Genomic DNA, 21,931 nt, shown 5'->3' on the forward strand with positions numbered 1-21,931 from the left:
GTAACGATGATGTCGACTGACACACCGTCTTCGCGGGCAAGCCTCGCTCCTACAGGGGGGCGTTGCACGTGAAATTCAAGGCACGCCATTACAGGCGTGTGCCATGAACCCCGGCCGCAGCGCCAGTCGTTGGCAATAGGCGTCGACGGCGGGATAGTCCGGGCGTTCCATCGGGGTCATCCGCCAGCGGTTGACCGACAATCCGATGAGGATATCGGCCAGTGTGAACTGCGGTCCGGCGACATATGCACCGGTCGTCGCGAGTTGCTGTTCGAGGATGCCCATTTTCGCGTTCCAGCCGCGAACGCCATCAGCAATCCGCTGCGAGTCCTGGAAGTTTGGCAATTGCCTGACCAGCGCAAAAAATGCGTAGCCCCACGACGGGTTGAGTTCGGTGGCTTGCCAGTCCATCCACTGCTCAACGCGAGCGCGAGCCGCCGGTTCGATGGGCAACAGGTCAGTGTTTTGGTGTTTACCGGCCAGGTACCGGCAAATGGTATTGGATTCCCACAGCACGCCGGCTTCGTCAATGAGTACCGGCACTTGTGCATTGGGGTTGAGCTGGAGAAATTCCGGGCTCTGGGTCGATGCGAAACCGCTGCCCCAGTCTTCGCGTTCGTATGAAACGTCCAGTTCGTCACAGGTCCACAGGACTTTTCTGACGTTGATTGACGAGGCTCTACCCAAAATCTTCAGCGTATGTCCCATTGAGCTACTCCGTTAGCGAATCGAGGCTTCAGACGTTCAATAGTGTGCGCATCGATGAGTCACATCAAGTCGCTTAAGTCGGGTCCGGCAGGGCTGGTAGCAATTGGCTCCAGATCGGGGTCGAGCAGGCACTGGGGATATGCGTATTGAGGGTCGGTTGCCTGAGGATCCAGCCCTGAAGTTGTTGGTCAATGAATACCGGGGTCGATTCAATGCATGTGCCCTTGGGGGCCGCCGTTACTTGCTCTACGGACACAAATAGCGGCCCCGGTAGATCGAATAGCGTCCTGGATTGGCTCACCAGACCAGTATTCTTGCTGGCAGTACACGCGTTTCTTCTTCCGCTGAGGTCTGTTGTCATGACACTGGCTTCTTCGAGATTCGCATGCCCAACGTACATCACAACAGCCGGCCCATGCCCCTTCGGGTGAGCGGCGAGACAGCTTTTGATCGCTGGCATGAAACGAGGGTCAGTCAAAAAGTGAGTCCAATCGTCTGCCTCCGATGCTTTCGCCTGAAGCGCCTGGCCGGACAAGAAGGCCAGCAATGAGGTCATGATGATTATTTTGCCCATGTAAGTGTCCGCCCGGTTTGAGTGTGCACAGGGATTCTGCACTCGACACTGGCGGGGCATAGGGTCAAAGGTGTTTCAAAATACGGATTGCAGCCTTAAGCAGCTGTCATATCAGGTGCTCTCGCGCACCTTCAATTCAAACCCCATATCCTGCACCGGTTTGGTCACTGAATTGCCGGCCAGCAAGGTCAGCATCAGCTCCGCCGAACGACGGCCAATGGCTTCGCGCGGGGTGTTGATGCTGCTCAGGCGCGGGACCATGTGTTCGGACATGGGCAAGTCGTTGAATCCGAGAATCGCCACCTGTTCGGGGATCTTGATCCCGCAACGCAGGGCTTCGAGCAAGGCGCCCTGGGCCAGGTCGTCGTTGCCGAAAAAGATTGCATCGACCTGCGGATGACTGGCCATCAATTGCAGGAACAACTCGCCTCCCAATCCGACGGAGGAGGGGCGCGGGGTCAGCACTTCGAGGTCCGGACTATACAAACCGGCTTTTTGCAGTGCGCGGCGGAAACCTTCGCCGCGCAGCAGCGTGCGCTGATCCAGTTGCGCGCCAATGTAAGCCAGGTGTTTGCGGCCGCGTGACAGCAAATGCTCGGCCGCCGTTTCGCCGGCAGCGACTTGCGAAAAGCCGACGCAATTGAGCCCGGTCGCGCTGTCCAGTTCCATCATGTAGACGCAGGGAATGTTGCTGGCCTCGATCATTCGCCGCGAACTTTCGGTGCGGTCGAAGCCGGTCAACAGCAAGCCGCGAGGCTGATAAGCCATGTAATTGCGCAGCAGGTTTTCTTCTTCATCGCGCGAGTAGTGGTAGTTACCGATCAGCACTTCGAAGCCCTTGGGGCGCAAAACCTGATGAATGGCTTCCAGCGTGTCGATGAACAGCAAGTTGGACAATGACGGCACCAAAACCACTACCGAATGGCTCTGGGCCGAGGCCAGGGCGCGGGCGGCGGGGTTGACCACATAGTTCAGTTCGAGGGCCGCTTTCTGGACTTTTTCCACCAGTTCGGTGGCCACCGTGCTGACGCCACGCAGGGCGCGGGAGGCGGTGATCGGGCTGACACCGGCCAGGCGTGCGACTTCGTTGAGGGTAGGACGGCCAGTGGTGCGCGTATTTTTATCGTTTTTAGGGGTAATCATCGGACGGCTTGCCAAACAAAATTCAAGGCACTAAGGTAGCGCTGTCTCGATGCAGCTGCAAATGCGTTAGCGGGGTTTGCCTGATCCTCGCTCTTTGGCACCGGGAACGAACATGCTGCAACCCACAAAAATGACAAGAAGGCGTCGGCAACTTCTGCTTTTGCACTAGAGTCTCACATAGCAAAGGTAGCGCTGTCTGCGCGCTGAGGTGTTACATGAATCATCCCATCACCGCCCTGGTCATCATGGGCGTTGCCGGTTGCGGCAAGACGTGCGTCAGCCAGGCCCTGTGCCAGCTCAGCGGCGCGACCGCCATTGAAGGCGACACTTTCCACCCTGCCGCCAACATCGAAAAGATGAGCGCGGGGATCCCTCTGAACGATGAAGACCGTGCCGGCTGGCTCGACAGCCTGTGCGATGAACTGCGCCGCGTCGATGCCAAAGGCGAGCGCCCGGTGCTGACCTGTTCGGCCCTCAAACACAGTTACCGCGAACGCTTGCGCAGTGCCATGCCGGGCCTGGGTTTCGTTTTCCTTGAGCTGACACCTGAAGTCGCCGCCGATCGTGTGTCTCATCGGCCGGGCCATTTCATGCCGTCGACCTTGATCGACAGCCAGTTCGCCACACTTGAATCGCCCGTTGGTGAGCCCCTGACCCTGGCTCTGGATGCTTCGAGCTACAGCATCGATGAACTGGCTGCTCAGGCCCACCGCTGGTGGCTCGATCACGGCTTGAAACTCGCCGGTTGATTTTGCTCCAAAAGATAGCGCTGTCCTGACGGCTTCTGAATAACCGCTTTCATAACAACAACAAACAGGAGACACCCCCCATGTTTGGCATGTCCCACGAAACGTTTCTGCTGCTCGATGCAGTGGTTACGGTGATCGGACTTATCGTCCTGATCACCAAATTCAAGCTCCACCCCTTCATCGCCCTGATCATTGCCGCGGCCTTTCTCGGTCTGACCTCCGGCATGCCGATCGGCACCATCATCAAGGCGTTCCAGGACGGCTTCGGTGGGGTGCTCGGTTTCGTCGGGATCATCCTGGCGCTGGGCACCATGCTCGGCAAAATGATGGCCGAGTCGGGCGGGGCGGATCAGATCGCCCAGACCCTGATTCGTGCCTTCGGCAAGGACAAGGTGCAGTGGGCCATGATGTTCGCGGCCTTCCTGGTCGGCATCCCGCTGTTTTTCGAAATCGGCTTTGTACTGTTGATCCCGCTGGTGTTCATCGTCGCCCGGCGTACCGGCGTGTCGATCATCAAGATCGGTATCCCGCTGCTGGCCGGTCTGTCCGCGGTACACGGCCTGGTTCCACCACACCCGGGCCCGCTGCTGGCCATCGGTGTGTTCGGTGCCGACATCGGTAAAACCATTCTTTACGGTCTGATCGTTGCGCTGCCGACGGCCATTATTGCCGGCCCGATCTTCGGTACGTTCATTGCCAAGCACATTCCTGGTCATCCGAATCAGGAACTGGTGGATCAACTGGTGCGCGATGAGGATGCAGGCGATCTGCCTAGCTTCGGCATCACCCTGATCACTGTGCTGTCGCCCGTGTTCCTGATGCTGCTCAAGACCTTTGCCGATGTGGTGCTGCCGGACGGCAACTTCTTCCGCACCTTCATGGACCTGATCGGTCACCCGATCTCGGCCCTCCTGCTGGCGTTACTGCTGTCGCTGTACACCTTCGGCTACAAGCAAGGTATCGTTTCACAACAGATGCTCAAATGGCTGGACGCGAGCCTTGCGCCGACCGCCGCGATCATCCTGATCATCGGTGCCGGCGGCGGCTTCAAGCAGATGCTGGTAACCAGCGGTGTAGGTGATGTGATCGGTCACATGGCGGTGGCTGCACAGATCTCGCCGATCCTGCTGGCCTGGCTGGTGGCGGCGGTGATCCGTATCGCGACCGGTTCGGCGACTGTGGCGACCATTACCGGCGCGGGCATCGTGGTGCCGGTGGTGGGGATGATTCCGGGTGTGAACCGCGAACTGCTGGTGCTGGCCACCGGTGCCGGTTCGTTGATCCTGTCCCACGTCAACGACGCCGGTTTCTGGCTGGTGAAGCAGTACTTCAACATGACCGTGGCTGAAACCTTCAAGACCTGGACCGCGATGGAAACCATCCTGTCTGTGGTGGGCCTGGGGTTCATCCTGCTGCTGTCGTTGTTCGTCTGACACGATCGACAAACACAAAAAAACCGCAGCAATGCGGTTTTTTTGTGGGAGAGGTCTAGCACAATGTAGAGCAAGCTTTTTGTGGCGAGGGAGCTTGCTCCCGCTCGGCTGCGCAGCAGTCGTAAATCTGTCCACCGCGTTCTATCTGAAAAAAACGCGGTGACTGGTTTTGGGGCCGCTTCGCGACCCAGCGGGAGCAAGCTCCCTCGCCACAGATGTTTGTTCTCTCCGGGTTTTGTGTGTCAGGCGTTGGTTTTGGTAACCAACCCATCCGCCCGGAACATTGTGCGAATCCCGCGCACGGCCTGACGAATCCGGTCCTGGTTTTCGATCAGCGCGAAGCGCACATGATCATCCCCATACTCGCCAAATCCGACGCCCGGCGAGACACAGACCTTGGCCTCGGCCAGCAGTTTCTTGGCGAACTCCAACGAGCCCAGGTGCGCGTAAGCCTCGGGAATCTTGGCCCAGACGTACATCGACGCTTTCGGGTTCTCGACCATCCAGCCCAGTTCATGCAGGCCTTTGACCAGCACGTTGCGACGCTGCCGATACTGCTCGGCGATGTCTTTGACGCATTGCTGATCGCCTTCCAGTGCCGCAATGGCCGCGACCTGCAACGGGGTGAAGGTGCCGTAATCGTGGTAGCTCTTGATCCGCGCCAGGGCGTTGACCAGTTCCGGGTTACCGACCATGAAGCCGATGCGCCAGCCCGCCATGTTGTAGCTCTTGGACAGGGTAAAAAACTCCACCGCGATGTCCTTGGCGCCGGGCACCTGCATGATCGACGGAGCTTTCCAGCCGTCGTAGACAATGTCGGCGTAGGCCAGGTCATGCACTACCAGCACGTCGTACTGTTTGGCGAGGGCAATCACCCGCTCGAAGAAATCCAGCTCCACGCACTGGGCGGTGGGGTTGGACGGGAAGCCGAGGATCATCATCTTCGGTTTCGGGATCGAGCCGCGAATTGCCCGTTCCAGCTCGGCGAAGAAGTCCACGCCAGGGATCAGCGGCACCGATCGCACCTGGGCGCCGGCAATCACGGCACCGTAGATGTGAATCGGGTAGCTGGGGTTCGGCACCAGCACGGTGTCGCCCTGGTCAAGGGTGGCCAGCATCAAATGCGCCAGGCCTTCCTTGGAACCGATGGTGACGATGGCTTCGCTTTCCGGGTCGATATCGACCGCGTAGCGATCCTTGTACCAATTGGAAATCGCCCGGCGCAGGCGCGGAATCCCTTTGGACGTGGAGTAGCCGTGGGTGTCTTCACGCTGGGCAACGGTGACGAGTTTTTCGACGATGTGCGGCGGTGTGGCGCCGTCGGGGTTGCCCATGCTCAAGTCGATGATGTCTTCGCCACGACGACGGGCGGCCATCTTCAGCTCGGCAGTGATATTGAAAACGTAAGGGGGGAGTCGATCTATGCGCGCAAAGCGGCGCGGCGAACCTTGTTCGGCCATTGTTGCCTCGGATAACGTAAGCGCCCGGAACCGTCCGAGCGACGCTGGCCACTGCGGTGGCCTGTGGCGGAATGTAAGGGCAGTCGTGGCAAACTGTCTAGCCTGCGCATGAATAATTTTTTCCCAAGGAATTGGACGATGGAATTTACCAGTGGCTTCCTGTTGAGCCTTTCGCTGTGCCTGGACATCGGCGTGGCCAATATCGCGATGATCACCCTGGCGATGCAGCGCGGTTACTTTCAAGGTTTTGCCTTGGGGCTTGGGACCTGTGTCGGCGACCTGATTTACGCGGTGCTGGCATTGGCCGGCATGACCGTGTTGCTGCAGTACGAAACCGTGCGCTGGGTGTTGTGGATCGGCGGCTCGGCGTTGCTGGTGTATTTCGCGGCGAAGATGATTTATTCGGCGATTCACCACGAAGCGCTGTTGGCGCAAACCTCGGAGGTGGGGCACAACTCGCACCGACGCGAATTTTTCCGCGGCATTTTTCTCGCCATGTCATCGCCCAGCGCCATTCTCTGGTTCGCCGCAGTGGGCGGTACGCTGATCGCCCGTTCCGGCGGCGGTGGCGCCCTCAGTTCGGCACTGTTTCTCGGCGGCTTCCTGTGCGCCGGAGTACTCTGGTGTGTCGGCCTGTGCTTCGCTGCAAGTCACGGCGGCAAATTACTTGGTGACAAACTGCTGCGTTATTCCTACATGGCATCAGCAGCGATCTTCTGCTATTTCGCGGTCTACGTGATCTTATCGGGGTATAACGAGTTTATCGGTCCGGGCGCCATCGAACAGTTGCATGCACTGTAACTGGGCGAATCGGGTTTGGCTTCTATACTCCCAGCCGAACCTACTTTTTTCGTTCCAGGAGTCGAGTCATGGATGAGCAAAAAAGCGTCGAAATCGCTGAACCACGCTTCGAAAATGGGCACTTCATGCTCATCGCAGGGCTTGGCGGACGATTTACCCAAGAGACCGCCCCAAAGCAGATTCCCAAACTGTGGGAAAAATTCGTCCCGCACCTCGGCAATGTGCCCGGCCAACAGGGCGAAGTGACCTACGGTGTTTGCTGTAATCCCGACGGCAAGGGTGGTTTCGAATACATCGCCGGCGTCGAGATCAGCAAGCTCGACGACCTGCCCGAGAAATACCGCTGGATCGAGATTCAGCCCCAGTATTACGCGGTGTTCGAGCACAAGGGCTCGCTGGATACCCTGCCGCAAACCTTTCAGTACATCTGGAAAACCTGGCTACCGCAGTCCGGTCGCGAGGCAGCGGATGCCCCGGATTTCGAACGCTACAGCGACGATTTCAACCCCAGGCTCAACACTGGCGTGCTGGAAATCTGGCTGCCGCTCAAAGCGTAATGAGCGGGTCGAGGGCGGATCGTCGGTCCGCCTCTCTGATCGATATCAACACCTTATTAATTTATGATCTCCAGCCTTTCCCCCGCTGATTCCGAGTTGCCATGAACACCGTCATCCGCCACGTCACCTCCGCCGACCTGGACCGCTGCTACGCCATCGAAACCGTTGCCTACGAAGGCGATGAAGCCGCCACCCGCGAGAAAATCGCCACCCGCATCGCCACTTGGCCCGAGGGCTTCATCGTCGCTGAAGTGGATGGCGTTGTAGCCGGTTTCATCAATTCCGGAGCGGCGTTTGAGGTGCAGATGTCGGACGAGGCGTTCAAGGAACTGATCGGCCACGACCCGGCCGGCCCGCACGTAGTGATCATGTCGGTGGTGGTACATCCCGACTACCAAGGGCAGGGCCTAGCGAAACGTTTGATGGGTGAGTTCATCCAGCGCATGCGTGCACTGAACAAGGCCAGCATCCACCTGATGTGCAAAGAGCGGCACATTCCACTCTATGCCGGGTTTGGCTTTGCCTACATCAAGCCTTCGGCGTCCGACCATGGCGGGATGGCGTGGCATGAGATGGTGTTGACGCTGTAATCAGCGGCCGGCCCAGATCCAGCATGGGCCGGTTTGATCGCAAGATTCAATCGATCCCGACAAACCCGCCGGTCTGATGCTGCCATAACCGCGCATACAAGCCGCCATGGGCCAGCAGTTCGGCGTGGCTGCCGGTTTCGGCGATCTTGCCGTTTTCCAGCACCACCAAACGGTCCATGCGGGCGATGGTCGAGAGGCGGTGGGCGATGGCGATCACGGTTTTGCCTTGCATCAGGGTTTCGAGGCTTTCCTGGATCGCCGCTTCGACTTCCGAGTCCAGTGCCGAGGTGGCTTCGTCCATGATCAGGATCGGCGCGTCCTTGAGCAGCACCCGGGCGATGGCAATCCGCTGACGCTGGCCACCGGAGAGTTTGACGCCGCGTTCACCGACGTGGGCATCGAAACCGGTGCGGCCTTCAGAGTCCGACAGCAACGGGATGAATTCGTCGGCGCGGGCCTTGTGCACCGCTTCCCAGAGTTCGGCGTCGGTGGCGTCGGGTTTGCCGTACAGCAAATTGTCGCGGATCGAGCGGTGCAGCAGCGACGTGTCCTGGGTGATCATGCCGATGCGTTCGCGCAGGCTCTCCTGGCTGACTTCGGCGATGTTCTGGCCGTCGATGAGAATCCGCCCGCCCTGCACGTCATACAGGCGCAGCAGCAAGTTGACCAACGTCGATTTGCCGGCGCCGGAGGGGCCGATCAGGCCGATTTTTTCGCCGGGCTTAATGGTCAGGTTGAGGCCGCCGATGATCCCGCTCTTCTTGCCATAGTGGAAATCGACGTGCTCGAAACGCACCTCGCCACGCGCCACATCCAAAGGCTTGGCCTGGTCGCGGTCGGTGACGCTGACTGGCTGAGAGATGGTCTGCAAACCGTCCTGAACCATGCCGATGTTTTCGAAAATACCGGTGACCACCCACATGATCCAGCCAGACATGTTGACGATGCGGATCACCAGCCCCGTGGCCAAGGCAATTGCACCCACTGAGATCAGCGACTGCGTCCACAGCCACAGCGCGAGGCCAGTGGTGCTGACGATCAGCAGGCCGTTCATGCTGGTGATGGCTACGTCCATGCTGGTAACCACACGGCCGGCCAGTTGGGCTTTTTCGGTTTGTTCCTTGATTGCTTCGCGGGCGTATTGCTGCTCGAAATTGGTGTGCGCGAACAGCTTCAGGGTGGTGATGTTGGTGTAGCCATCGACGATCCGTCCCATGAGTTTGGAGCGCGCATCGGAGGACACGACCGAGCGTTCCTTGACCCGTGGCACGAAGTAGTAGAGGGCGCCGATGAAGGCGGCGATCCAGGTCAGCAGCGGGATCATCAGGCGCCAGTCAGCCTCGGCGAACAGCACCAGCGAACTGATCGCGTAGATCAGCACGTGCCATAGCGCGTCCACCGCTTGCACAGCCGAATCGCGCAACGAGTTGCCGGTCTGCATGATGCGTTGGGCGATGCGCCCGGCGAAGTCGTTCTGGAAGAAATTGAGGCTCTGTTTGAGCACATAACTGTGGTTCTGCCAGCGGATCAGGCTGGTCAGGCTGGGGCTCAAGGTCTGGTGCACCAGCAAGTCATGCAGGCCGACGAACATCGGGCGCAGGACCAACGCAACCACCGCCATCCAGGCCAGTTCGACGCCGTGTTCCTTGAAGAAATCGATGTTGGGCGTGCCCTGGGCGAGATCGATGATGCGGCTCAGATAACTGAACAGCGCCACTTCGATCAGCGCGCCGAACAGGCCGACGATCAGCAGCACGGCGAAACTCGGCCAGACCTGTTTCAGGTAATAGGTATAGAAGGGGAGAACCCGATCCGGCGGAGCCGCCGTCGGTGCATCGCGGAAAATGTCGATCAGTTTTTCAAAACGACGATAAAGCATCAGTTCTCCGCCCGCGCACGGGCTCTCCTTTAAACGATATGAGCGGCGCCGGCAGAACCGGCGGCCGCTCAAGACTCCCTGTCCAGCTTACTCTCAGTCGATGCGCTTGGCCGACTTGATGAAGACAGGGTCTGCCGGCACGTCTTTCATGCCGCTTTTGGTGGTGGTCTGGGAGTTCACGATGACATCGACGACGTCCATCCCTTTAACGACTTTACCGAACACGGCATAGCCGTCGCCCTGGTCGAGAAAGTCGTTGTCTTTGACGTTGATGAAGAACTGGCTGGTGGCCGAATCCGGAACAGAGGTGCGGGCCATGGACAGGGTGCCACGCACGTTATGCAGGCCGTTTTTGGATTCGTTCTTGATCGGCGCCTTGGTTTCTTTTTGCTGCATCTGCTGAGTGAAACCGCCGCCCTGGACCATGAAGCCCGGAATCACACGGTGAAAAATCGTGTTGTTGTAGAAGCCGCTGTCGACGTACTCAAGGAAGTTCTTGGTACTGATCGGCGCCTTGACCGGGTCCAGTTCGATTTCGATCTGGCCGTTGGTGGTTTCCAGCAGCACGTGCGGCGCCTTGGCGGGCGTGGCGGCCATCAGGTTGGCGGCAAACAGAACGGAGCCGGCGACGAGGGCGATTTTTTTCAGCATAAGTCAGTGATCCTGAGTAGTGGTGTCGACTGCGGTGAGAAATTCGAGCAGCGTTTGGTTGAAGCGTTCCGGTTGATCCAGCGGGGTGGCGTGGCGCGAGTCGGCGATCACGACCAGCCGCGCATCGGGCAGCAGTTTTACGTAAGTTTCCTTCACCGAGACCGGTGTGTAATCGTGGTCTGCGCTAACAATGAGGGTTGGACAGGTGACTCGCGAAAGTCGTTCCTGAACCCCCCAGCCTATGAGGGCATCGAAGCTGGCGAGATAAGCATGTTTGTGGTTCTTTGCCCAGCGCACGGCAATTTTTTGCCGCAAATCGGCTTGGTCGGGTTTGGGAAACAGCATGCGCCCCAAGGCTTTGCCGATTGTTTCCATGCTCAGCAGTCGGGCCATGCTCCAGCGTTTGATTAGCCACCAGTAGTCACTGGGCTTTTGCATTTTGACTTGCGGCTGGCTATTGACGATGCACAGACTTTTGAGCAATTGCGGCTGATCGACCGCCAGTTGAAAGCCGATTATGCCACCCATGGAAAGCCCAACATAATGTGTCGGGCCGAGGTGCAAGTGTTCAATGAGAGCGATCAGGTCGGCGCTGAATCCGGCGATGCTGTAACGCTCACGGGGTTTATCGGAGCGCCCGTGGCCGCGTACGTCCGGGACGATCACCCGGTAGTGGGCTGACAGCGCCGGGATCTGCATTTCCCAGTCCAGGGTGCTGGAGCCCAACCCGTGAACCAATAGCAACGGCGTGCCGTGGCCATATTCCTCATAGTGCAGGTTGCAACCTTCATGTTCGAAATAGGCCATACGTACACTCCATGTCAGGCTTGTTCAGGGGCGGCGAAAGGTGCATCCAGCGGCGCGGTATCAAAGGTGCGCAGCAGTTCGATGAGAATCTGCGTCGCCGGGCCCAAGGGTTTGTCCTTGTTTGAATACAGAAAGAAGCTCGGGTTGCGGCTGCCACCCTGATCCAACGGTAGCACTTTGAGCGTGCCTTCCTTGAGTTCGCGCTCGATCATGTGCCGGGGCAGCCAGGCAAAACCCAGGCCGCTGCTGACGAAAGTCGCGGCGGTGGCCAGGCTGCCGACGGTCCAGCGCTGTTCGGCGCCGAGCCAGCCGACGTCTCGCGGTTGTTGACGGCCGGAGTCGCGGATCACCACTTGCATCTGGCTTTCCAGGTCCTGGAAGTTCAGTTCGCGGTTCAGGCGATGCAAGGAATGCTCGGGGTGGGCGACCGCGATAAATTCGACGTCGCTCAATTCCGCGCCCAGATACCCGGGAATACTGAACCCGGTGATGGCCAGATCGGCCACGCCTTCAAGCAACACTTCCTCGACACCCGACAACACTTCCTCGCGCAGACGCACCCGGCAGCCACGGCTTTGCGGCATGAACGCGGTCAGTGCGCGAACGAGGCGGGCGCTGGGGTAGGCGGCGTCGACCACCAGCCGCACTTCGGCTTCCCAGCCTTGTTCCATGTGATGGGCCAGGTCTTCCAGTTGACTGGCCTGTTTGACCAGTTGCCGGGAGCGGCGCAACAGTACGCCGCCGGCCTCGGTGAGCACGGCTTTGCGGCCATCGATGCGCAACAGCGGCACACCGAGCTGGTCCTGCATGCGCGCTACCGTGTAGCTGACCGACGATTGCGAGCGGTGCAGCGCTTCGGCGGCCTGGGCGAAACCGCCGTGATCGACCACGGCCTGCAACGTTCGCCATTGATCAAGGGTCACGCGGGGCGCTTTCATGTTGGGCTCCTCTTGTCCTAAGCTGGCAGTCCTTATTGGAGGCTGCCGAATGAAAAAACTGTGTTGTGTGATAGCGGGTTGTGCGGTGTTGGTGATGTTGCCGCTGGCTGCGTTTGCCTATCCGATCGACGTCAATAAACAGTTCAACGGTTTGAAGGTCGACTACAACGCCTACGATACGGATGCCGACATCGGCTCCATTCAGGTCAACAACTACGGCGACACCGATGTGTCTTGCAAAGTGGTTTTCAACAACGGCCCGGAAGCGCCGCGCACCCGCAAGATCGACATACCCGCCGGCAAACACAAAAATGCCACGGCCAAGTTCACCCGCACCATCATCAAGCTGCGTATCGACCTGACCTGCACCCCGAAATGACATCGAGCGCAGAGCATGCCGGCTGGGACATGCTCAGCTTATAAACGAATTTATCGATGCTTTATAGCAGTTATTTGCGCTTTTTCATCGATATGACTCTGTTTAACCTTCACTCCATCGACCTACAGCATTCTCAGATGGAGGCTACATCCCATGTCCCGCGTTCTGATCATCGAAAGCAGCGCCCGTCAGCAAGACTCGGTTTCCCGCCAGCTGACCCAGACCTTCATCAGCCAATGGAAAGCCGCACATCCGGCCGACCAGATCACCGTCCGTGACCTGGCCACCACCCCGGTTCCGCATCTGGACATCAACTTGCTGGGCGGCTGGATGAAACCTGCCGAACAGCGCAACGAGATCGAACAGGCCTCGCTGGAACGCTCCAACCTGCTGACCGACGAACTGCTGGCTGCCGACGTGCTGGTGATGGCAGCGCCGATGTACAACTTCGCCATTCCGAGCACTTTGAAAGCCTGGCTCGACCACGTGCTGCGTGCCGGTGTGACCTTCAAGTACACCGAAACCGGCCCGCAAGGTTTGCTCAGCGGCAAGCGTGCTTATGTGCTGACCGCTCGCGGCGGGATCTACGCCGGCAGCACCGCGGATCACCAGGAACCCTACCTGCGTCAGGTCATGGGCTTCATCGGCATCCACGACGTCACGTTCATTCACGCCGAAGGCATGAACCTGGGCGGCGACTTCCAGGAAAAAGGCTTGAACCAGGCCAACGCCAAGCTTTCCCAGGTCGCCTGAACCGTTAATCGCCAGATAATCGCTGGATGGTCTAGTGACCTGGCGCAACCCTTCAAGCCTGTACGCGCATCGAACCTCCCTTTGCACTTGTTGCTCCTGAGTGCTCTAGCCCGATTGAACGCATTAGCGAGATCGGGCTTTTTTTGTCTGCGATTTTGTGAGCGCAACATAAATCTGTGGGCTTGTGTATTGCCTGACTGTTCGCGATGAAAGGCAAAACCCGTTATCGTCGCCGCCATTCGAAATGAGGCGAGCATGGGCTATCTACTTTTTGTCACGCTGATCCAGGCGTTTTCCTTCAGTTTGATCGGCGAATACCTGGCCGGTCATGTCGACAGCTACTTCGCGGTGCTGGTGCGGGTGCTGCTGGCGGGGCTGGTGTTCATTCCGCTGACGCGCTGGCGTCAGGTCGAGCCGGCGTTCATGCGTGGGATGTTGCTGATCGGCGCGTTGCAGTTCGGCGTGACCTACGTCTGTTTGTATTTGAGCTTTCGGGTGCTGACGGTGCCGGAAGTGCTGCTGTTCACCATCCTCACGCCGTTGCACGTGACCCTGATCGAAGACGCGCTGAACCGGCGCTTCAATCCGTGGGCCTTGATTGCGGCACTGGTGGCAGTGGCGGGCGCGGCGGTGATTCGCTTTGACCGGATCAACCCGGATTTCTTCATGGGCTTTTTGTTGCTGCAACTGGCCAACTTCACCTATGCCGCCGGGCAGGTGCTGTACAAACATCTGGTGGCCCGCCATCCAAGTGATCTGCCGCATTACCGGCGCTTCGGCTACTTCTACCTGGGCGCGTTGGCGGTAGCGTTGCCGGCGTTTCTGCTATTCGGCAAACAGAACTTCCTGCCCGAAGCACCGCTGCAATGGGGCGTGCTGCTGTTCCTCGGCCTGGTCTCGACCGCGCTGGGGTTGTATTGGTGGAACAAGGGCGCGTGCCTGGTGAATGGCGGAACACTGGCGGTGATGAACAACCTGCATGTGCCGGTGGGGTTGTTGATCAATTTGCTGATCTGGAATCAGCATGAAGAACTGGGGCGGTTGTTGTTTGGTGGGTCGGTGATTCTGATGGCGGTGTGGATTAGCCGGTTGTGTGTCAGGCCGACCGCAATCCGCTCTTCGTAGGAGCGAGCGGTGCGGCGATCCGACTTGCCCGCGCTCCTACAGGGGGAGTGCTACATCACGTGTTTTTCGGGTTCGGGGATGTGGCTCGCGCCCAACACTGCCGGGAGCAACCCCGACCGCAAATCACCGCCGCTCGGCTGCTGATAAAGGCTCAAGCCAAACTCCGGCAACACCGCCAGCAGGTAATCGAAAATATCCCCCTGAATCCGCTCGTAATCGGCCCACACCGTGGTGCGGGTGAAGCAGTAAATTTCCAGCGGGATGCCCTGGGCGGTGGTCTGCATCTGGCGAACCATGCAGGTCATGTTCGGCTGAACCTCCAGGTGACTCTTCAGATACGCCAGCGCATAGGCGCGGAAGGTACCGATGTTGGTCATCCGCCGACGGTTGGCCGCCATCGCCGCGACGTTGCCCTGGGCTTCGTTCCAGGCCTTGAGCTCGGCTTTCTTGCGGCTCATATAGTCAGTCAGCAGATGCACCTGGGACAGCTTCAGCTCTTCGTCGTCGCGAATAAACCGCACGCCACTGGCATCGATGAACAGGCTGCGCTTGATTCGTCGCCCGCCAGACTGCTGCATGCCGCGCCAGTTCTTGAACGATTCGGACATCAGGCGCCAGGTCGGGATCGACACAATTGTCTTGTCGAAATTCTGCACCTTGACCGTGTGCAAGGTGATGTCCACTACGTCGCCGTCGGCACCGACTTGTGGCATCTCGATCCAGTCGCCGACCCGCAGCATGTCGTTGCTGGTCAGTTGCACGCTGGCGACGAACGACAGCAAGGTGTCTTTGTACACCAACAGGATCACCGCCGACATGGCGCCCAGACCCGAGAGCAGCAACAGCGGCGAACGGTCGATCAGCGTGGCGACAATGATGATCGCGCCGAACACGAACAACACCATTTTTGCCAGTTGCACATAGCCCTTGATCGAGCGGGTACGGGCGTGTTCAGTGCGGGCATAGATGTCGAGCAGGGCATTGAGCAATGCGCTGATCGCCAACACCAGGAACAGAATGGTGAACGCCAGCGCCACATTGCCGAGGAAGTTCAGGGCGGTCTTGCTCAGCTCCGGTACCAGGTGCAGGCCGAACTGGATCAGTAGCGATGGCGTCATTTGCGCAAGGCGATGAAACACCTTGTTGTGACGAAAATCATTGATCCAGTGCAGCGATGGCTGGCGACCGAGCATTTTGGTCGCGTGAAGAATGAGGTAACGCGCCACTCGTCCGAGTACCAGCGCCACCCCCAGCAGCAACATCAGCGCGAGCGTGGAATGCAGGAGCGGGTGCTGATCGAGGGCACCCCAGAGGTCTTGGGCGTTGAGCCAGAGCTGTTTGATATCCATGGGCAAAAACGGTTCTTCTGTAGGATGCGACGGGGCGATTAGAGCATTTAAGACGTTCCGGATGACGTTTTGAGACAAACCAGGCAACAAAAAAGCTACTGTTTGCAGCCGTTTGTATAAAGAAACTCGGCCTTCGCGCTCGAAACCGTTACCCTATGCAGCTGTTTTTTTGTATTTCTTCGAGGTAGCACCCGTGTTTTCCCAATTCGCCCTGCACGAACGCCTGCTCAAAGCCGTGGCCGAGCTTAAATTTGTCGAGCCAACGCCTGTGCAAGCAGCGGCCATTCCGCTGGCGCTCCAGGGGCGTGACCTGCGGGTGACAGCGCAAACCGGTAGCGGCAAAACCGCTGCATTCGTTTTGCCGATCCTCAACCGCTTGATCGGTCCGGCCAAAGTCCGCGTCAGCATCAAGACCCTGATCCTGCTGCCGACCCGCGAGCTGGCCCAGCAGACCATCAAGGAAGTCGAGCGTTTCGCTCAGTTCACCTTCATCAAGTCCGGCCTGATCACCGGCGGTGAAGACTTCAAGGTCCAGGCCGCCATGCTGCGCAAGGTGCCGGACATCCTGATCGGTACGCCGGGGCGGATGATCGAGCAACTGAACGCCGGCAACCTCGACCTCAAAGAAGTCGAAGTGCTGGTGCTGGATGAAGCCGACCGCATGCTCGACATGGGCTTCGCCGAAGACGTTCAGCGTCTGGTGGACGAGTGCACCAACCGTCAGCAGACCATGCTGTTCTCCGCCACCACCGGCGGTTCGGGCCTGCGCGAGATGATCGCCAAGGTGCTGAACAACCCTGAGCACTTGCAGCTCAACGCAGTCAGCCAACTGAACTCGACGACCCGTCAGCAGATCATCACCGCTGACCACAACCAGCACAAAGAACAGATCGTGAACTGGTTGCTGGCCAACGAGACCTACCAGAAAGCCATTGTCTTCACCAACACCCGGGCCATGGCCGACCGTATCTACGGCCGCCTGGTGGCACAGGAATACAAAGCGTTCGTGCTGCACGGCGAGAAGGACCAGAAAGACCGCAAACTGGCCATCGACCGCCTGAAGCAGGGCGGGGTGAAAATCCTCGTGGCCACCGACGTCGCTGCCCGTGGCCTGGACGTGGATGGCCTGGACCTGGTGATCAACTTCGACATGCCGCGCAGCGGCGACGAATACGTGCACCGCATCGGTCGTACCGGCCGCGCCGGCAACGATGGCCTGGCCATCTCGCTGATCTGCCACGGCGACTGGAACCTGATGTCGAGCATCGAGCGCTACCTCAAGCAGAGCTTCGAGCGCCGCACCATCAAGGAAGTCAAAGGCACCTACGGCGGACCGAAAAAGGTCAAGGCCTCGGGCAAAGCCGTTGGCGTGAAGAAGAAAAAGGTCGACGCCAAGGGCGACAAGAAGAAAACCGGCGCCAAGGCCCCGACCAAGCGCAAAATCGCCAACCGCCCGAAGACCGACGCCCTGTCGCTGGTCAGCAAGGACGGCATGGCCCCGCTCAAGCGCCGCAAGCCGGAAGCGCCGGCTGCTGAGTAAGGCGCCGTAGCGATCCAATAAAAAACCCGGACAGTGTCCGGGTTTTTTTTGCGTCAAAAGATCGCATCAGCTCTTACAGCTGCACGCTCAAACCGGTGGAGCTGCCGAAGGCTGCGATCTTTTGATCTTGCCGTTAACTTTTGGCTTTCTTCTCCGCCGATTCCAGCTCCTTGAGGCGCTGATCGATCAGCTGGCACTTGTCGGGCAAATCCGCGCTGGCCGTGTCCAGATCCATCTTCTGCAACTCGTCGTTGATCTCCTTGGCCTTGGCCGGATTCTGCTCAGTGATCTTGGCGACCTCCCTGGCTAGTTGTTCGCGCTTGGCGGTGGCTTCGTCGGGAGGGCAGGCCCAAACGGGGAGGGCGCAGGTGAGGGTGGCGGCGATAGTGAGTTTCAACAGGGTTTTCATGGGTTGGGCCTCAGTTCCGGTTAAGGCGAGTTATCCGGTTGAGGGGGGAAGTGGGTGAAAAGTTCAGCTTCCGAGAGCCGCAGGGTATGTTTGCATGACCGAGCCAGGAAGCGGCTATCAGAGCAGTCCCTTCATCGAGAAACCAGACGTGGAAAAACAGCTTGAGTTCGAAAAAGTAGGGGATATCACCAGCATCCGGCTTGGGGATGAGTATGACTACGTGTTGAAGGCCGCTTTGGTTGCGGTGCTTACATCACGTGGCGCTGCAGGCTGGGGGGAGTTCCTGGGGCGTAGGTGGCTCCCAGGAACTTGATACAGCACGCATTAAACTGGGCGATGCCGTGATAACCGTTGAGTCCGAGACGTATATGGGGCTGACGATTGAAGGGCATGATCAGGCACCTCCTGACCGTATTTCATACCTGTAAACGATCTCTCCGGTTTAAAACGTAAAGGATATCTCCGGTTTCTACCCGGGCAAGCCCGCTCCCACAGGGGATTTATGGTGTTCACGGATGTTGTGTTCAACCCGAGCCAATGCCCGCGATGGCTGCGGTCTATCCCCCATGACAGCAACTGGCCGGTGCCCTGTCTTCATACCGATCGTGATGCCTCACCCAGTCCATGATTTCCTCTTCATTACGCCCCTTGGGTGTGAGATCGAGGTAGTTGTAGGCGCCGACCAGCAAGTCCAGGCCGCGGGCATATGTTGAATAGGTGTGAAAAATCTCCCCCGCTTCATTGCGATAAAACACGCTAAGCCCCGGGAGTTCTTCTTCGGCGCCGTCGGTTCTTTCGTAGTTGTAAGTAGCTTTTCCAGAGGCGACGTCTTCGGCCCGGGCGCTGACGCCGAAGTCGTAGTTGAAGTCGCAGCCTTCGGACGAGACCCAGTCGAATTTCCAGCCCATGCGCCGTTTGAAAGGCTGGAATTCGGCGAACGGTGCGTGGGAAACCGCGACCACGGCCACGTCGTGATGGGCCAAGTGTTGGTTGGCGCCGTCGATGTGGTCGGAGAGGAACGAGCAGCCGGGGCAGCCTTCGTCCCAGCCGGCGGCGAACATGAAGTGGTAGACGATCAATTGGCTGCGGCCGCCGAACAGGTCGGCCAGACTCAGTTCGCCGTTGGGGCCCTGGAAGCGGTAGGGTTTGTCGATTTTCACCCAGGGCAGGGCGCGGCGTTCGGCGCTGAGTTTGTCTCGTTCCCTGGTGAAGGCTTTTTCGTGGGCCAGGTGTAGTTTGCGGGCGGCGATCCATTCTTCTCGGGACACGACCGGATGGTTCTGAATGTTCATGGTGATTTCTCCTGCATGCTTTGGCGAAAGTCGATCCGCGCAGAGGGGTAAACCGTCTTACACAGCCTAGTCGTTTGGCCTGCGCTTAAATCGACAGGCCGCCGGTCGGTAGGGCGAAATACTTTGGCTGAACGGCTGCCGTTCATGTCGGTCACAACCTATGAAGGCCATCTCACTCGCGGGCACTGGAGGTTGATCAGGATGACGACTTATAACTGGGATTTGATGGAGCGCTTGCTGCATGAAGTGCAGAACGGCGCTGGCCACATCTTCACCCCACGGCCCTACGCCGAGCAGTATGCGGCGCAGAAAGCTGCTGCGGGCGAGGCGTTTGAGAACCTGGATCACCTGAAAACAGTGGCTGGTGAGTACGAAAAAATACTGTTGCTGCGAGGCTATATCGAGCCTCGACCGGATGATCAGGGCGGCAACGGCGAGAACTACATTTTGACGCCTCGGGGCTCGAGTTTGTTGAGCCTGATCGACAGCAGTATTCCGGGTAATGAGCATCCGCGCGAGATGCTGGATGAGCAGGAAGATGCGCTGGATGAATTGACGTTCGATGAAGTGGCGTCGAAGGCGCAGATTGCTTGATAGCGTAAGAAGCTTCGCGGGCAAGCCTCGCTCGAGTTTGTGTCGTTCACAAAATGCATGAACGACGTTTATCCGTAGGAGCGAGGCTTGCCCGCGAAGCTGTTTATTTTTGCGCCGCTTTCAGACATTTCAAATCAGTGAAATCCTTGCGCACGCCTTCAATCTTCTTCAGTAACCGTTCACGCTGAACCGGTGTACTCTCGGCCATCAAGTCCACCAGCAAGGCCCGAGCCTGGGCTTCGGCGTTGGTGTAGGCCTCACGATATTCAGGCGTCCACAAACGCTCGCGATTCACCAGAAGTGTCTCGATTTTCTGTGGGAAATCCGGACTCTGCCGTTGCACGACTGCCGCACTGAATTGCTGTTGCCAATGGGCACGGTTGGCAGCCCATTGCTTGTTCTTGTCACCCAGGGCATTCGACCACGCCAATACCCGTTGCTGTTGGGTTGGAGTGAGCGGGCCGAGCCAGTCATTCAGGCGTTTTTCCATGCGCTTGCTCCGCTCTTTGATCTGTTGTTCGAGAGACGGCTTGAGGTATTCCTCCTGGCGTTTGCGCTGGTCCTTGGCGAAAGCGTCGTTCATTTCCGCGACTTGCTTGTCATCCATCCCCTGCAACAGCTCAATGGCCGACGGGGTGATTTCCCGGGCGGTTTCGGCGATGGCCTGTCTGGCTTCCTGAGTGCGGGTTTGCAGTGCGGCGTCGGTGATTTGGTTGTTCACGACCATGGCCTGTAAACGATCAAGCCAATCGAGGTAGCCGGGTAGTTGCGTGGTGCAGTGCCAGATCAGGTGTTCCTTGAGGCGCTCGTTGAACCAGTCCTTTTGCTCGCGGTTCATGTCCAGGTACTCGCTGAGCGTCCAGGGAATGATCACGTCGAGGTTACGGTAAGCCAGGCCCACGCGGCTGCATGCGGCCACGGTGAGACTGAGGGTGATGATGACGGTGATCTGTTTCAACCAGTGCGACATGGCAAGTCCTTGCGAAGACCTGGTTTCTTATCGGGTTCTCTTATGTGATTGCAGGACGAGCCCGGCAGTTCAGCCGATCAATAGAAGCTGTGTGCGGCCTTGAGCGTGACCAGGCCGTCGCACTCGCTGTTGTGCCCGGAATAGGCGGAGCAATCGCTACCGCTCAGGCTTGAATCACTGTAGATCAAGTCCAGATCGATGCCCATGAACGGCCGGGATAATTTCACTGACCAGTCGGTAAAACTGCCTACATACCCGCCGTCGACGGATACCGGTGTGTTGAGTTGGTGGGTGGTGTATTTCAGGCTGACCCCGATGCCGAACGGCTGATTGCCGCTGAGGTCGGCGAACAAGGTGCTGTTCTGTTTGTCCGGATCGTTGCTGAAGGCTGCACCGAAGCGGCTGCCCAGCAGGGTCAGGCCGCCGAACAGCTCCTGGCTGTCGAGGGTGTCCACTTTCGGGTAGCTGTAATGGATCATGCCCACTTCGTAGCCGAGGGATTGATCGAAGGGCTGTTTAAAGCCCATGTAGGAATCGACTTCAAGGTTGCTCGACGGGCTCAGCCCCATGCTGGGGGACCATTGACCCATGTAGAAGCCGCTGTCGTGGCTCAGGTCGAGGCCACCATGGAACGAGCCGGTCGTCGAGGGTTTGACCAGCCCTAGGGCCATGCTGCGGCTGGGTGTGGTGGCGAGTTTGAGATCGAAGTCGCCCAGTTCGCGCTGGAAGACTTGCGCTTGGGCGACCGAATACCACAGCAAGCTGGCGAGCAGAAAAAGAGAGGGCTTGAGCATGCGTCACTCCTTGAACAGCGAGGAGCAGGTCCTGAAAACCTGCTAAAACGCTTGATCTAGACGTGTGCAAGCATACCGGCGAATACTTGGCATCAAGGCCCGTTCGTCGATTTTTGAAAGATTGATTTGTTTTATGGGGTATTGCGGGAGGGTTCCAGTCCAAGCGCTTCGAAGCTCAAAGCGCTTAGGGACCAGGTGACGCGGCGGATCTTTGGGGGGATGTTACTTCTTGCCCAAGGTGATCTGCTTGGACGGGCCGAACGTCTGGCCGCTGACGCCTTTGGCAATTTGCTGGATTTCGCCACCGGACTTGAGGAACGCAGCGATCTGGTTGTTGATCGATTCGCTGGTTTCAACGGCTGGGGCTGGCTTTGCTTTGCTGTTGGATGCTTTTACACGCATGGCGGCCATTAACCTGTAGAAATTAACTTGGCCA

Annotated in this window: 25 protein-coding genes; 11 read left to right on the forward strand and 14 right to left on the reverse strand. The window is 58.5% G+C overall.

The features are described 5' to 3' along the window. Nucleotides 1–75: 75 nt before the first annotated feature. The 3 genes from ACZ9BB_RS02400 to gntR form a co-directional block, all read right to left on the reverse strand. Nucleotides 76–708 carry a glutathione S-transferase family protein gene (locus tag ACZ9BB_RS02400; RefSeq protein WP_476212377.1) on the reverse strand — a complete coding sequence of 211 codons (633 nt, stop codon included), beginning with the start codon at nucleotides 706–708 and terminating at the stop codon, nucleotides 76–78. Nucleotides 709–781: 73 nt separating this feature from the next. Beyond that, a complete protein-coding gene (locus ACZ9BB_RS02405; RefSeq protein ID WP_476212378.1) occupies nucleotides 782–1,282 on the reverse strand; it encodes a hypothetical protein in 501 nt (166 codons plus the stop codon). 111 nt (nucleotides 1,283–1,393) lie between these two features. Further along, a complete protein-coding gene (gene gntR / locus ACZ9BB_RS02410; protein WP_476212379.1) occupies nucleotides 1,394–2,425 on the reverse strand; it encodes an HTH-type transcriptional regulator GntR in 1,032 nt (343 codons plus the stop codon). Nucleotides 2,426–2,640: 215 nt separating this feature from the next. Here gntR and ACZ9BB_RS02415 point away from each other — a divergent pair, with 215 nt between their 5' ends. After that, entirely contained in the window at nucleotides 2,641–3,174 is a 534-nt protein-coding gene (locus tag ACZ9BB_RS02415; RefSeq protein ID WP_476212380.1) for a gluconokinase, read from the forward strand. 80 nt (nucleotides 3,175–3,254) lie between these two features. Beyond that, complete coding sequence (locus ACZ9BB_RS02420; protein WP_476212381.1) at nucleotides 3,255–4,607, forward strand: GntP family permease; 1,353 nt, start codon at nucleotides 3,255–3,257, stop codon at nucleotides 4,605–4,607. Between the two features lie 242 nt (nucleotides 4,608–4,849). On the opposite strand, the gene alaC is transcribed toward ACZ9BB_RS02420, so the two are convergent. Then, the gene (gene alaC / locus ACZ9BB_RS02425) at nucleotides 4,850–6,067 is read right to left on the reverse strand and encodes an alanine transaminase (RefSeq protein ID WP_476212382.1); all 1,218 of its coding nucleotides are present in this window, start codon (nucleotides 6,065–6,067) and stop codon (nucleotides 4,850–4,852) included. A gap of 138 nt (nucleotides 6,068–6,205) precedes the next feature. On the opposite strand from alaC, the gene ACZ9BB_RS02430 reads away from it, so the two are divergent. The 3 genes from ACZ9BB_RS02430 (at nucleotide 6,206) to ACZ9BB_RS02440 (ending at nucleotide 8,015) form a co-directional block, all read left to right on the forward strand. Beyond that, entirely contained in the window at nucleotides 6,206–6,868 is a 663-nt protein-coding gene (locus ACZ9BB_RS02430) for a LysE family translocator (RefSeq protein ID WP_476212383.1), read from the forward strand. 68 nt (nucleotides 6,869–6,936) lie between these two features. Then, nucleotides 6,937–7,425, forward strand: coding sequence for a GyrI-like domain-containing protein (locus tag ACZ9BB_RS02435; protein ID WP_476212384.1), 489 nt, complete (start codon nucleotides 6,937–6,939; stop codon nucleotides 7,423–7,425). 101 nt (nucleotides 7,426–7,526) lie between these two features. Further along, nucleotides 7,527–8,015: a GNAT family N-acetyltransferase gene (locus ACZ9BB_RS02440; RefSeq protein ID WP_476212385.1), complete on the forward strand. Its 489-nt coding sequence runs from the start codon at nucleotides 7,527–7,529 to the stop codon at nucleotides 8,013–8,015. 46 nt (nucleotides 8,016–8,061) lie between these two features. On the opposite strand, the gene ACZ9BB_RS02445 is transcribed toward ACZ9BB_RS02440, so the two are convergent. The 4 genes from ACZ9BB_RS02445 to ACZ9BB_RS02460 all read right to left on the reverse strand — a co-directional run bounded on the left by ACZ9BB_RS02445 (nucleotide 8,062) and on the right by ACZ9BB_RS02460 (nucleotide 12,290). Then, nucleotides 8,062–9,894: an ABC transporter ATP-binding protein gene (locus tag ACZ9BB_RS02445; RefSeq protein WP_476212386.1), complete on the reverse strand. Its 1,833-nt coding sequence runs from the start codon at nucleotides 9,892–9,894 to the stop codon at nucleotides 8,062–8,064. Nucleotides 9,895–9,987: 93 nt separating this feature from the next. Beyond that, a complete protein-coding gene (locus tag ACZ9BB_RS02450) occupies nucleotides 9,988–10,545 on the reverse strand; it encodes a peptidylprolyl isomerase A (RefSeq protein WP_007902463.1) in 558 nt (185 codons plus the stop codon). Between the two features lie 3 nt (nucleotides 10,546–10,548). Further along, on the reverse strand, nucleotides 10,549–11,352 hold the full coding sequence (locus tag ACZ9BB_RS02455) for an alpha/beta fold hydrolase (protein WP_063341271.1): 804 nt from the start codon (nucleotides 11,350–11,352) through the stop codon (nucleotides 10,549–10,551). A 14-nt stretch (nucleotides 11,353–11,366) separates the two neighbouring features. Further along, nucleotides 11,367–12,290 carry a PA3225 family LysR-type transcriptional regulator gene (locus tag ACZ9BB_RS02460; protein WP_429545826.1) on the reverse strand — a complete coding sequence of 308 codons (924 nt, stop codon included), beginning with the start codon at nucleotides 12,288–12,290 and terminating at the stop codon, nucleotides 11,367–11,369. Nucleotides 12,291–12,339: 49 nt separating this feature from the next. Between ACZ9BB_RS02460 and ACZ9BB_RS02465 the strand changes: the two genes are divergently transcribed. From ACZ9BB_RS02465 to ACZ9BB_RS02475, 3 genes are all read left to right on the forward strand, one after another. After that, complete coding sequence (locus ACZ9BB_RS02465; protein WP_476212387.1) at nucleotides 12,340–12,669, forward strand: 3-phosphoglycerate kinase; 330 nt, start codon at nucleotides 12,340–12,342, stop codon at nucleotides 12,667–12,669. A 153-nt stretch (nucleotides 12,670–12,822) separates the two neighbouring features. Continuing rightward, complete coding sequence (locus ACZ9BB_RS02470; protein ID WP_063341269.1) at nucleotides 12,823–13,422, forward strand: FMN-dependent NADH-azoreductase; 600 nt, start codon at nucleotides 12,823–12,825, stop codon at nucleotides 13,420–13,422. A 255-nt stretch (nucleotides 13,423–13,677) separates the two neighbouring features. Beyond that, a complete protein-coding gene (locus ACZ9BB_RS02475) occupies nucleotides 13,678–14,547 on the forward strand; it encodes a carboxylate/amino acid/amine transporter (protein WP_476212388.1) in 870 nt (289 codons plus the stop codon). Between the two features lie 50 nt (nucleotides 14,548–14,597). Here the strand turns inward: ACZ9BB_RS02475 and ACZ9BB_RS02480 are convergent, their stop codons facing one another. Next, the gene (locus ACZ9BB_RS02480) at nucleotides 14,598–15,896 is read right to left on the reverse strand and encodes a mechanosensitive ion channel family protein (RefSeq protein WP_476212389.1); all 1,299 of its coding nucleotides are present in this window, start codon (nucleotides 15,894–15,896) and stop codon (nucleotides 14,598–14,600) included. 193 nt (nucleotides 15,897–16,089) lie between these two features. Between ACZ9BB_RS02480 and ACZ9BB_RS02485 the strand changes: the two genes are divergently transcribed. Beyond that, on the forward strand, nucleotides 16,090–17,436 hold the full coding sequence (locus ACZ9BB_RS02485; protein ID WP_476212390.1) for a DEAD/DEAH box helicase: 1,347 nt from the start codon (nucleotides 16,090–16,092) through the stop codon (nucleotides 17,434–17,436). Nucleotides 17,437–17,569: 133 nt separating this feature from the next. Here the strand turns inward: ACZ9BB_RS02485 and ACZ9BB_RS02490 are convergent, their stop codons facing one another. Beyond that, nucleotides 17,570–17,845, reverse strand: a complete 276-nt coding sequence (locus ACZ9BB_RS02490) for a hypothetical protein (protein WP_476212391.1) — start codon at nucleotides 17,843–17,845, stop codon at nucleotides 17,570–17,572. Nucleotides 17,846–17,939: 94 nt separating this feature from the next. Here ACZ9BB_RS02490 and ACZ9BB_RS02495 point away from each other — a divergent pair, with 94 nt between their 5' ends. Further along, the gene (locus ACZ9BB_RS02495) at nucleotides 17,940–18,158 is read left to right on the forward strand and encodes a hypothetical protein (RefSeq protein ID WP_476212392.1); all 219 of its coding nucleotides are present in this window, start codon (nucleotides 17,940–17,942) and stop codon (nucleotides 18,156–18,158) included. Nucleotides 18,159–18,402: 244 nt separating this feature from the next. Here the strand turns inward: ACZ9BB_RS02495 and ACZ9BB_RS02500 are convergent, their stop codons facing one another. Continuing rightward, the gene (locus ACZ9BB_RS02500; RefSeq protein WP_476212393.1) at nucleotides 18,403–19,137 is read right to left on the reverse strand and encodes a DUF899 domain-containing protein; all 735 of its coding nucleotides are present in this window, start codon (nucleotides 19,135–19,137) and stop codon (nucleotides 18,403–18,405) included. A 201-nt stretch (nucleotides 19,138–19,338) separates the two neighbouring features. On the opposite strand from ACZ9BB_RS02500, the gene ACZ9BB_RS02505 reads away from it, so the two are divergent. Beyond that, nucleotides 19,339–19,731 (forward strand): transcriptional regulator, encoded by a 393-nt coding sequence (locus ACZ9BB_RS02505; RefSeq protein WP_476212394.1) that lies wholly within the window; start codon nucleotides 19,339–19,341, stop codon nucleotides 19,729–19,731. Nucleotides 19,732–19,834: 103 nt separating this feature from the next. Here ACZ9BB_RS02505 and ACZ9BB_RS02510 read toward each other — a convergent pair whose 3' ends face one another. The 3 genes from ACZ9BB_RS02510 to ACZ9BB_RS02520 all read right to left on the reverse strand — a co-directional run bounded on the left by ACZ9BB_RS02510 (nucleotide 19,835) and on the right by ACZ9BB_RS02520 (nucleotide 21,906). Next, entirely contained in the window at nucleotides 19,835–20,701 is an 867-nt protein-coding gene (locus tag ACZ9BB_RS02510; protein ID WP_476212395.1) for a DUF6279 family lipoprotein, read from the reverse strand. 77 nt (nucleotides 20,702–20,778) lie between these two features. After that, the gene (locus ACZ9BB_RS02515) at nucleotides 20,779–21,495 is read right to left on the reverse strand and encodes a TorF family putative porin (protein ID WP_476212396.1); all 717 of its coding nucleotides are present in this window, start codon (nucleotides 21,493–21,495) and stop codon (nucleotides 20,779–20,781) included. Nucleotides 21,496–21,717: 222 nt separating this feature from the next. Then, nucleotides 21,718–21,906 carry a hypothetical protein gene (locus ACZ9BB_RS02520; protein WP_017337097.1) on the reverse strand — a complete coding sequence of 63 codons (189 nt, stop codon included), beginning with the start codon at nucleotides 21,904–21,906 and terminating at the stop codon, nucleotides 21,718–21,720. Nucleotides 21,907–21,931: the final 25 nt, after the last annotated feature.

It is taken from the genome of Pseudomonas sp. TE3552, assembly GCF_056278945.1.

Bases quoted from the DNA above. Each gene is read 5' to 3' on its own strand.
- ACZ9BB_RS02510 (WP_476212395.1), bottom strand. From the start codon at position 20,701: ATGTCGCACTGGTTGAAACAGATCACCGTCATCATCACCCTCAGTCTC.
- alaC (WP_476212382.1), bottom strand. From the start codon at position 6,067: ATGGCCGAACAAGGTTCGCCGCGCCGCTTTGCGCGCATAGATCGACTC.
- ACZ9BB_RS02500 (WP_476212393.1), bottom strand. From the start codon at position 19,137: ATGAACATTCAGAACCATCCGGTCGTGTCCCGAGAAGAATGGATCGCC.
- ACZ9BB_RS02415 (WP_476212380.1), top strand. From the start codon at position 2,641: ATGAATCATCCCATCACCGCCCTGGTCATCATGGGCGTTGCCGGTTGC.
- ACZ9BB_RS02440 (WP_476212385.1), top strand. From the start codon at position 7,527: ATGAACACCGTCATCCGCCACGTCACCTCCGCCGACCTGGACCGCTGC.
- ACZ9BB_RS02400 (WP_476212377.1), bottom strand. From the start codon at position 708: ATGGGACATACGCTGAAGATTTTGGGTAGAGCCTCGTCAATCAACGTC.
- ACZ9BB_RS02505 (WP_476212394.1), top strand. From the start codon at position 19,339: ATGACGACTTATAACTGGGATTTGATGGAGCGCTTGCTGCATGAAGTG.
- ACZ9BB_RS02475 (WP_476212388.1), top strand. From the start codon at position 13,678: ATGGGCTATCTACTTTTTGTCACGCTGATCCAGGCGTTTTCCTTCAGT.
- ACZ9BB_RS02460 (WP_429545826.1), bottom strand. From the start codon at position 12,290: ATGAAAGCGCCCCGCGTGACCCTTGATCAATGGCGAACGTTGCAGGCC.
- ACZ9BB_RS02450 (WP_007902463.1), bottom strand. From the start codon at position 10,545: ATGCTGAAAAAAATCGCCCTCGTCGCCGGCTCCGTTCTGTTTGCCGCC.
- ACZ9BB_RS02435 (WP_476212384.1), top strand. From the start codon at position 6,937: ATGGATGAGCAAAAAAGCGTCGAAATCGCTGAACCACGCTTCGAAAAT.
- ACZ9BB_RS02470 (WP_063341269.1), top strand. From the start codon at position 12,823: ATGTCCCGCGTTCTGATCATCGAAAGCAGCGCCCGTCAGCAAGACTCG.
- ACZ9BB_RS02405 (WP_476212378.1), bottom strand. From the start codon at position 1,282: ATGGGCAAAATAATCATCATGACCTCATTGCTGGCCTTCTTGTCCGGC.
- ACZ9BB_RS02455 (WP_063341271.1), bottom strand. From the start codon at position 11,352: ATGGCCTATTTCGAACATGAAGGTTGCAACCTGCACTATGAGGAATAT.
- ACZ9BB_RS02480 (WP_476212389.1), bottom strand. From the start codon at position 15,896: ATGGATATCAAACAGCTCTGGCTCAACGCCCAAGACCTCTGGGGTGCC.
- ACZ9BB_RS02495 (WP_476212392.1), top strand. From the start codon at position 17,940: ATGACCGAGCCAGGAAGCGGCTATCAGAGCAGTCCCTTCATCGAGAAA.
- ACZ9BB_RS02430 (WP_476212383.1), top strand. From the start codon at position 6,206: ATGGAATTTACCAGTGGCTTCCTGTTGAGCCTTTCGCTGTGCCTGGAC.
- ACZ9BB_RS02445 (WP_476212386.1), bottom strand. From the start codon at position 9,894: ATGCTTTATCGTCGTTTTGAAAAACTGATCGACATTTTCCGCGATGCA.
- ACZ9BB_RS02490 (WP_476212391.1), bottom strand. From the start codon at position 17,845: ATGAAAACCCTGTTGAAACTCACTATCGCCGCCACCCTCACCTGCGCC.
- ACZ9BB_RS02465 (WP_476212387.1), top strand. From the start codon at position 12,340: ATGAAAAAACTGTGTTGTGTGATAGCGGGTTGTGCGGTGTTGGTGATG.
- ACZ9BB_RS02515 (WP_476212396.1), bottom strand. From the start codon at position 21,495: ATGCTCAAGCCCTCTCTTTTTCTGCTCGCCAGCTTGCTGTGGTATTCG.
- ACZ9BB_RS02520 (WP_017337097.1), bottom strand. From the start codon at position 21,906: ATGGCCGCCATGCGTGTAAAAGCATCCAACAGCAAAGCAAAGCCAGCC.
- gntR (WP_476212379.1), bottom strand. From the start codon at position 2,425: ATGATTACCCCTAAAAACGATAAAAATACGCGCACCACTGGCCGTCCT.
- ACZ9BB_RS02420 (WP_476212381.1), top strand. From the start codon at position 3,255: ATGTTTGGCATGTCCCACGAAACGTTTCTGCTGCTCGATGCAGTGGTT.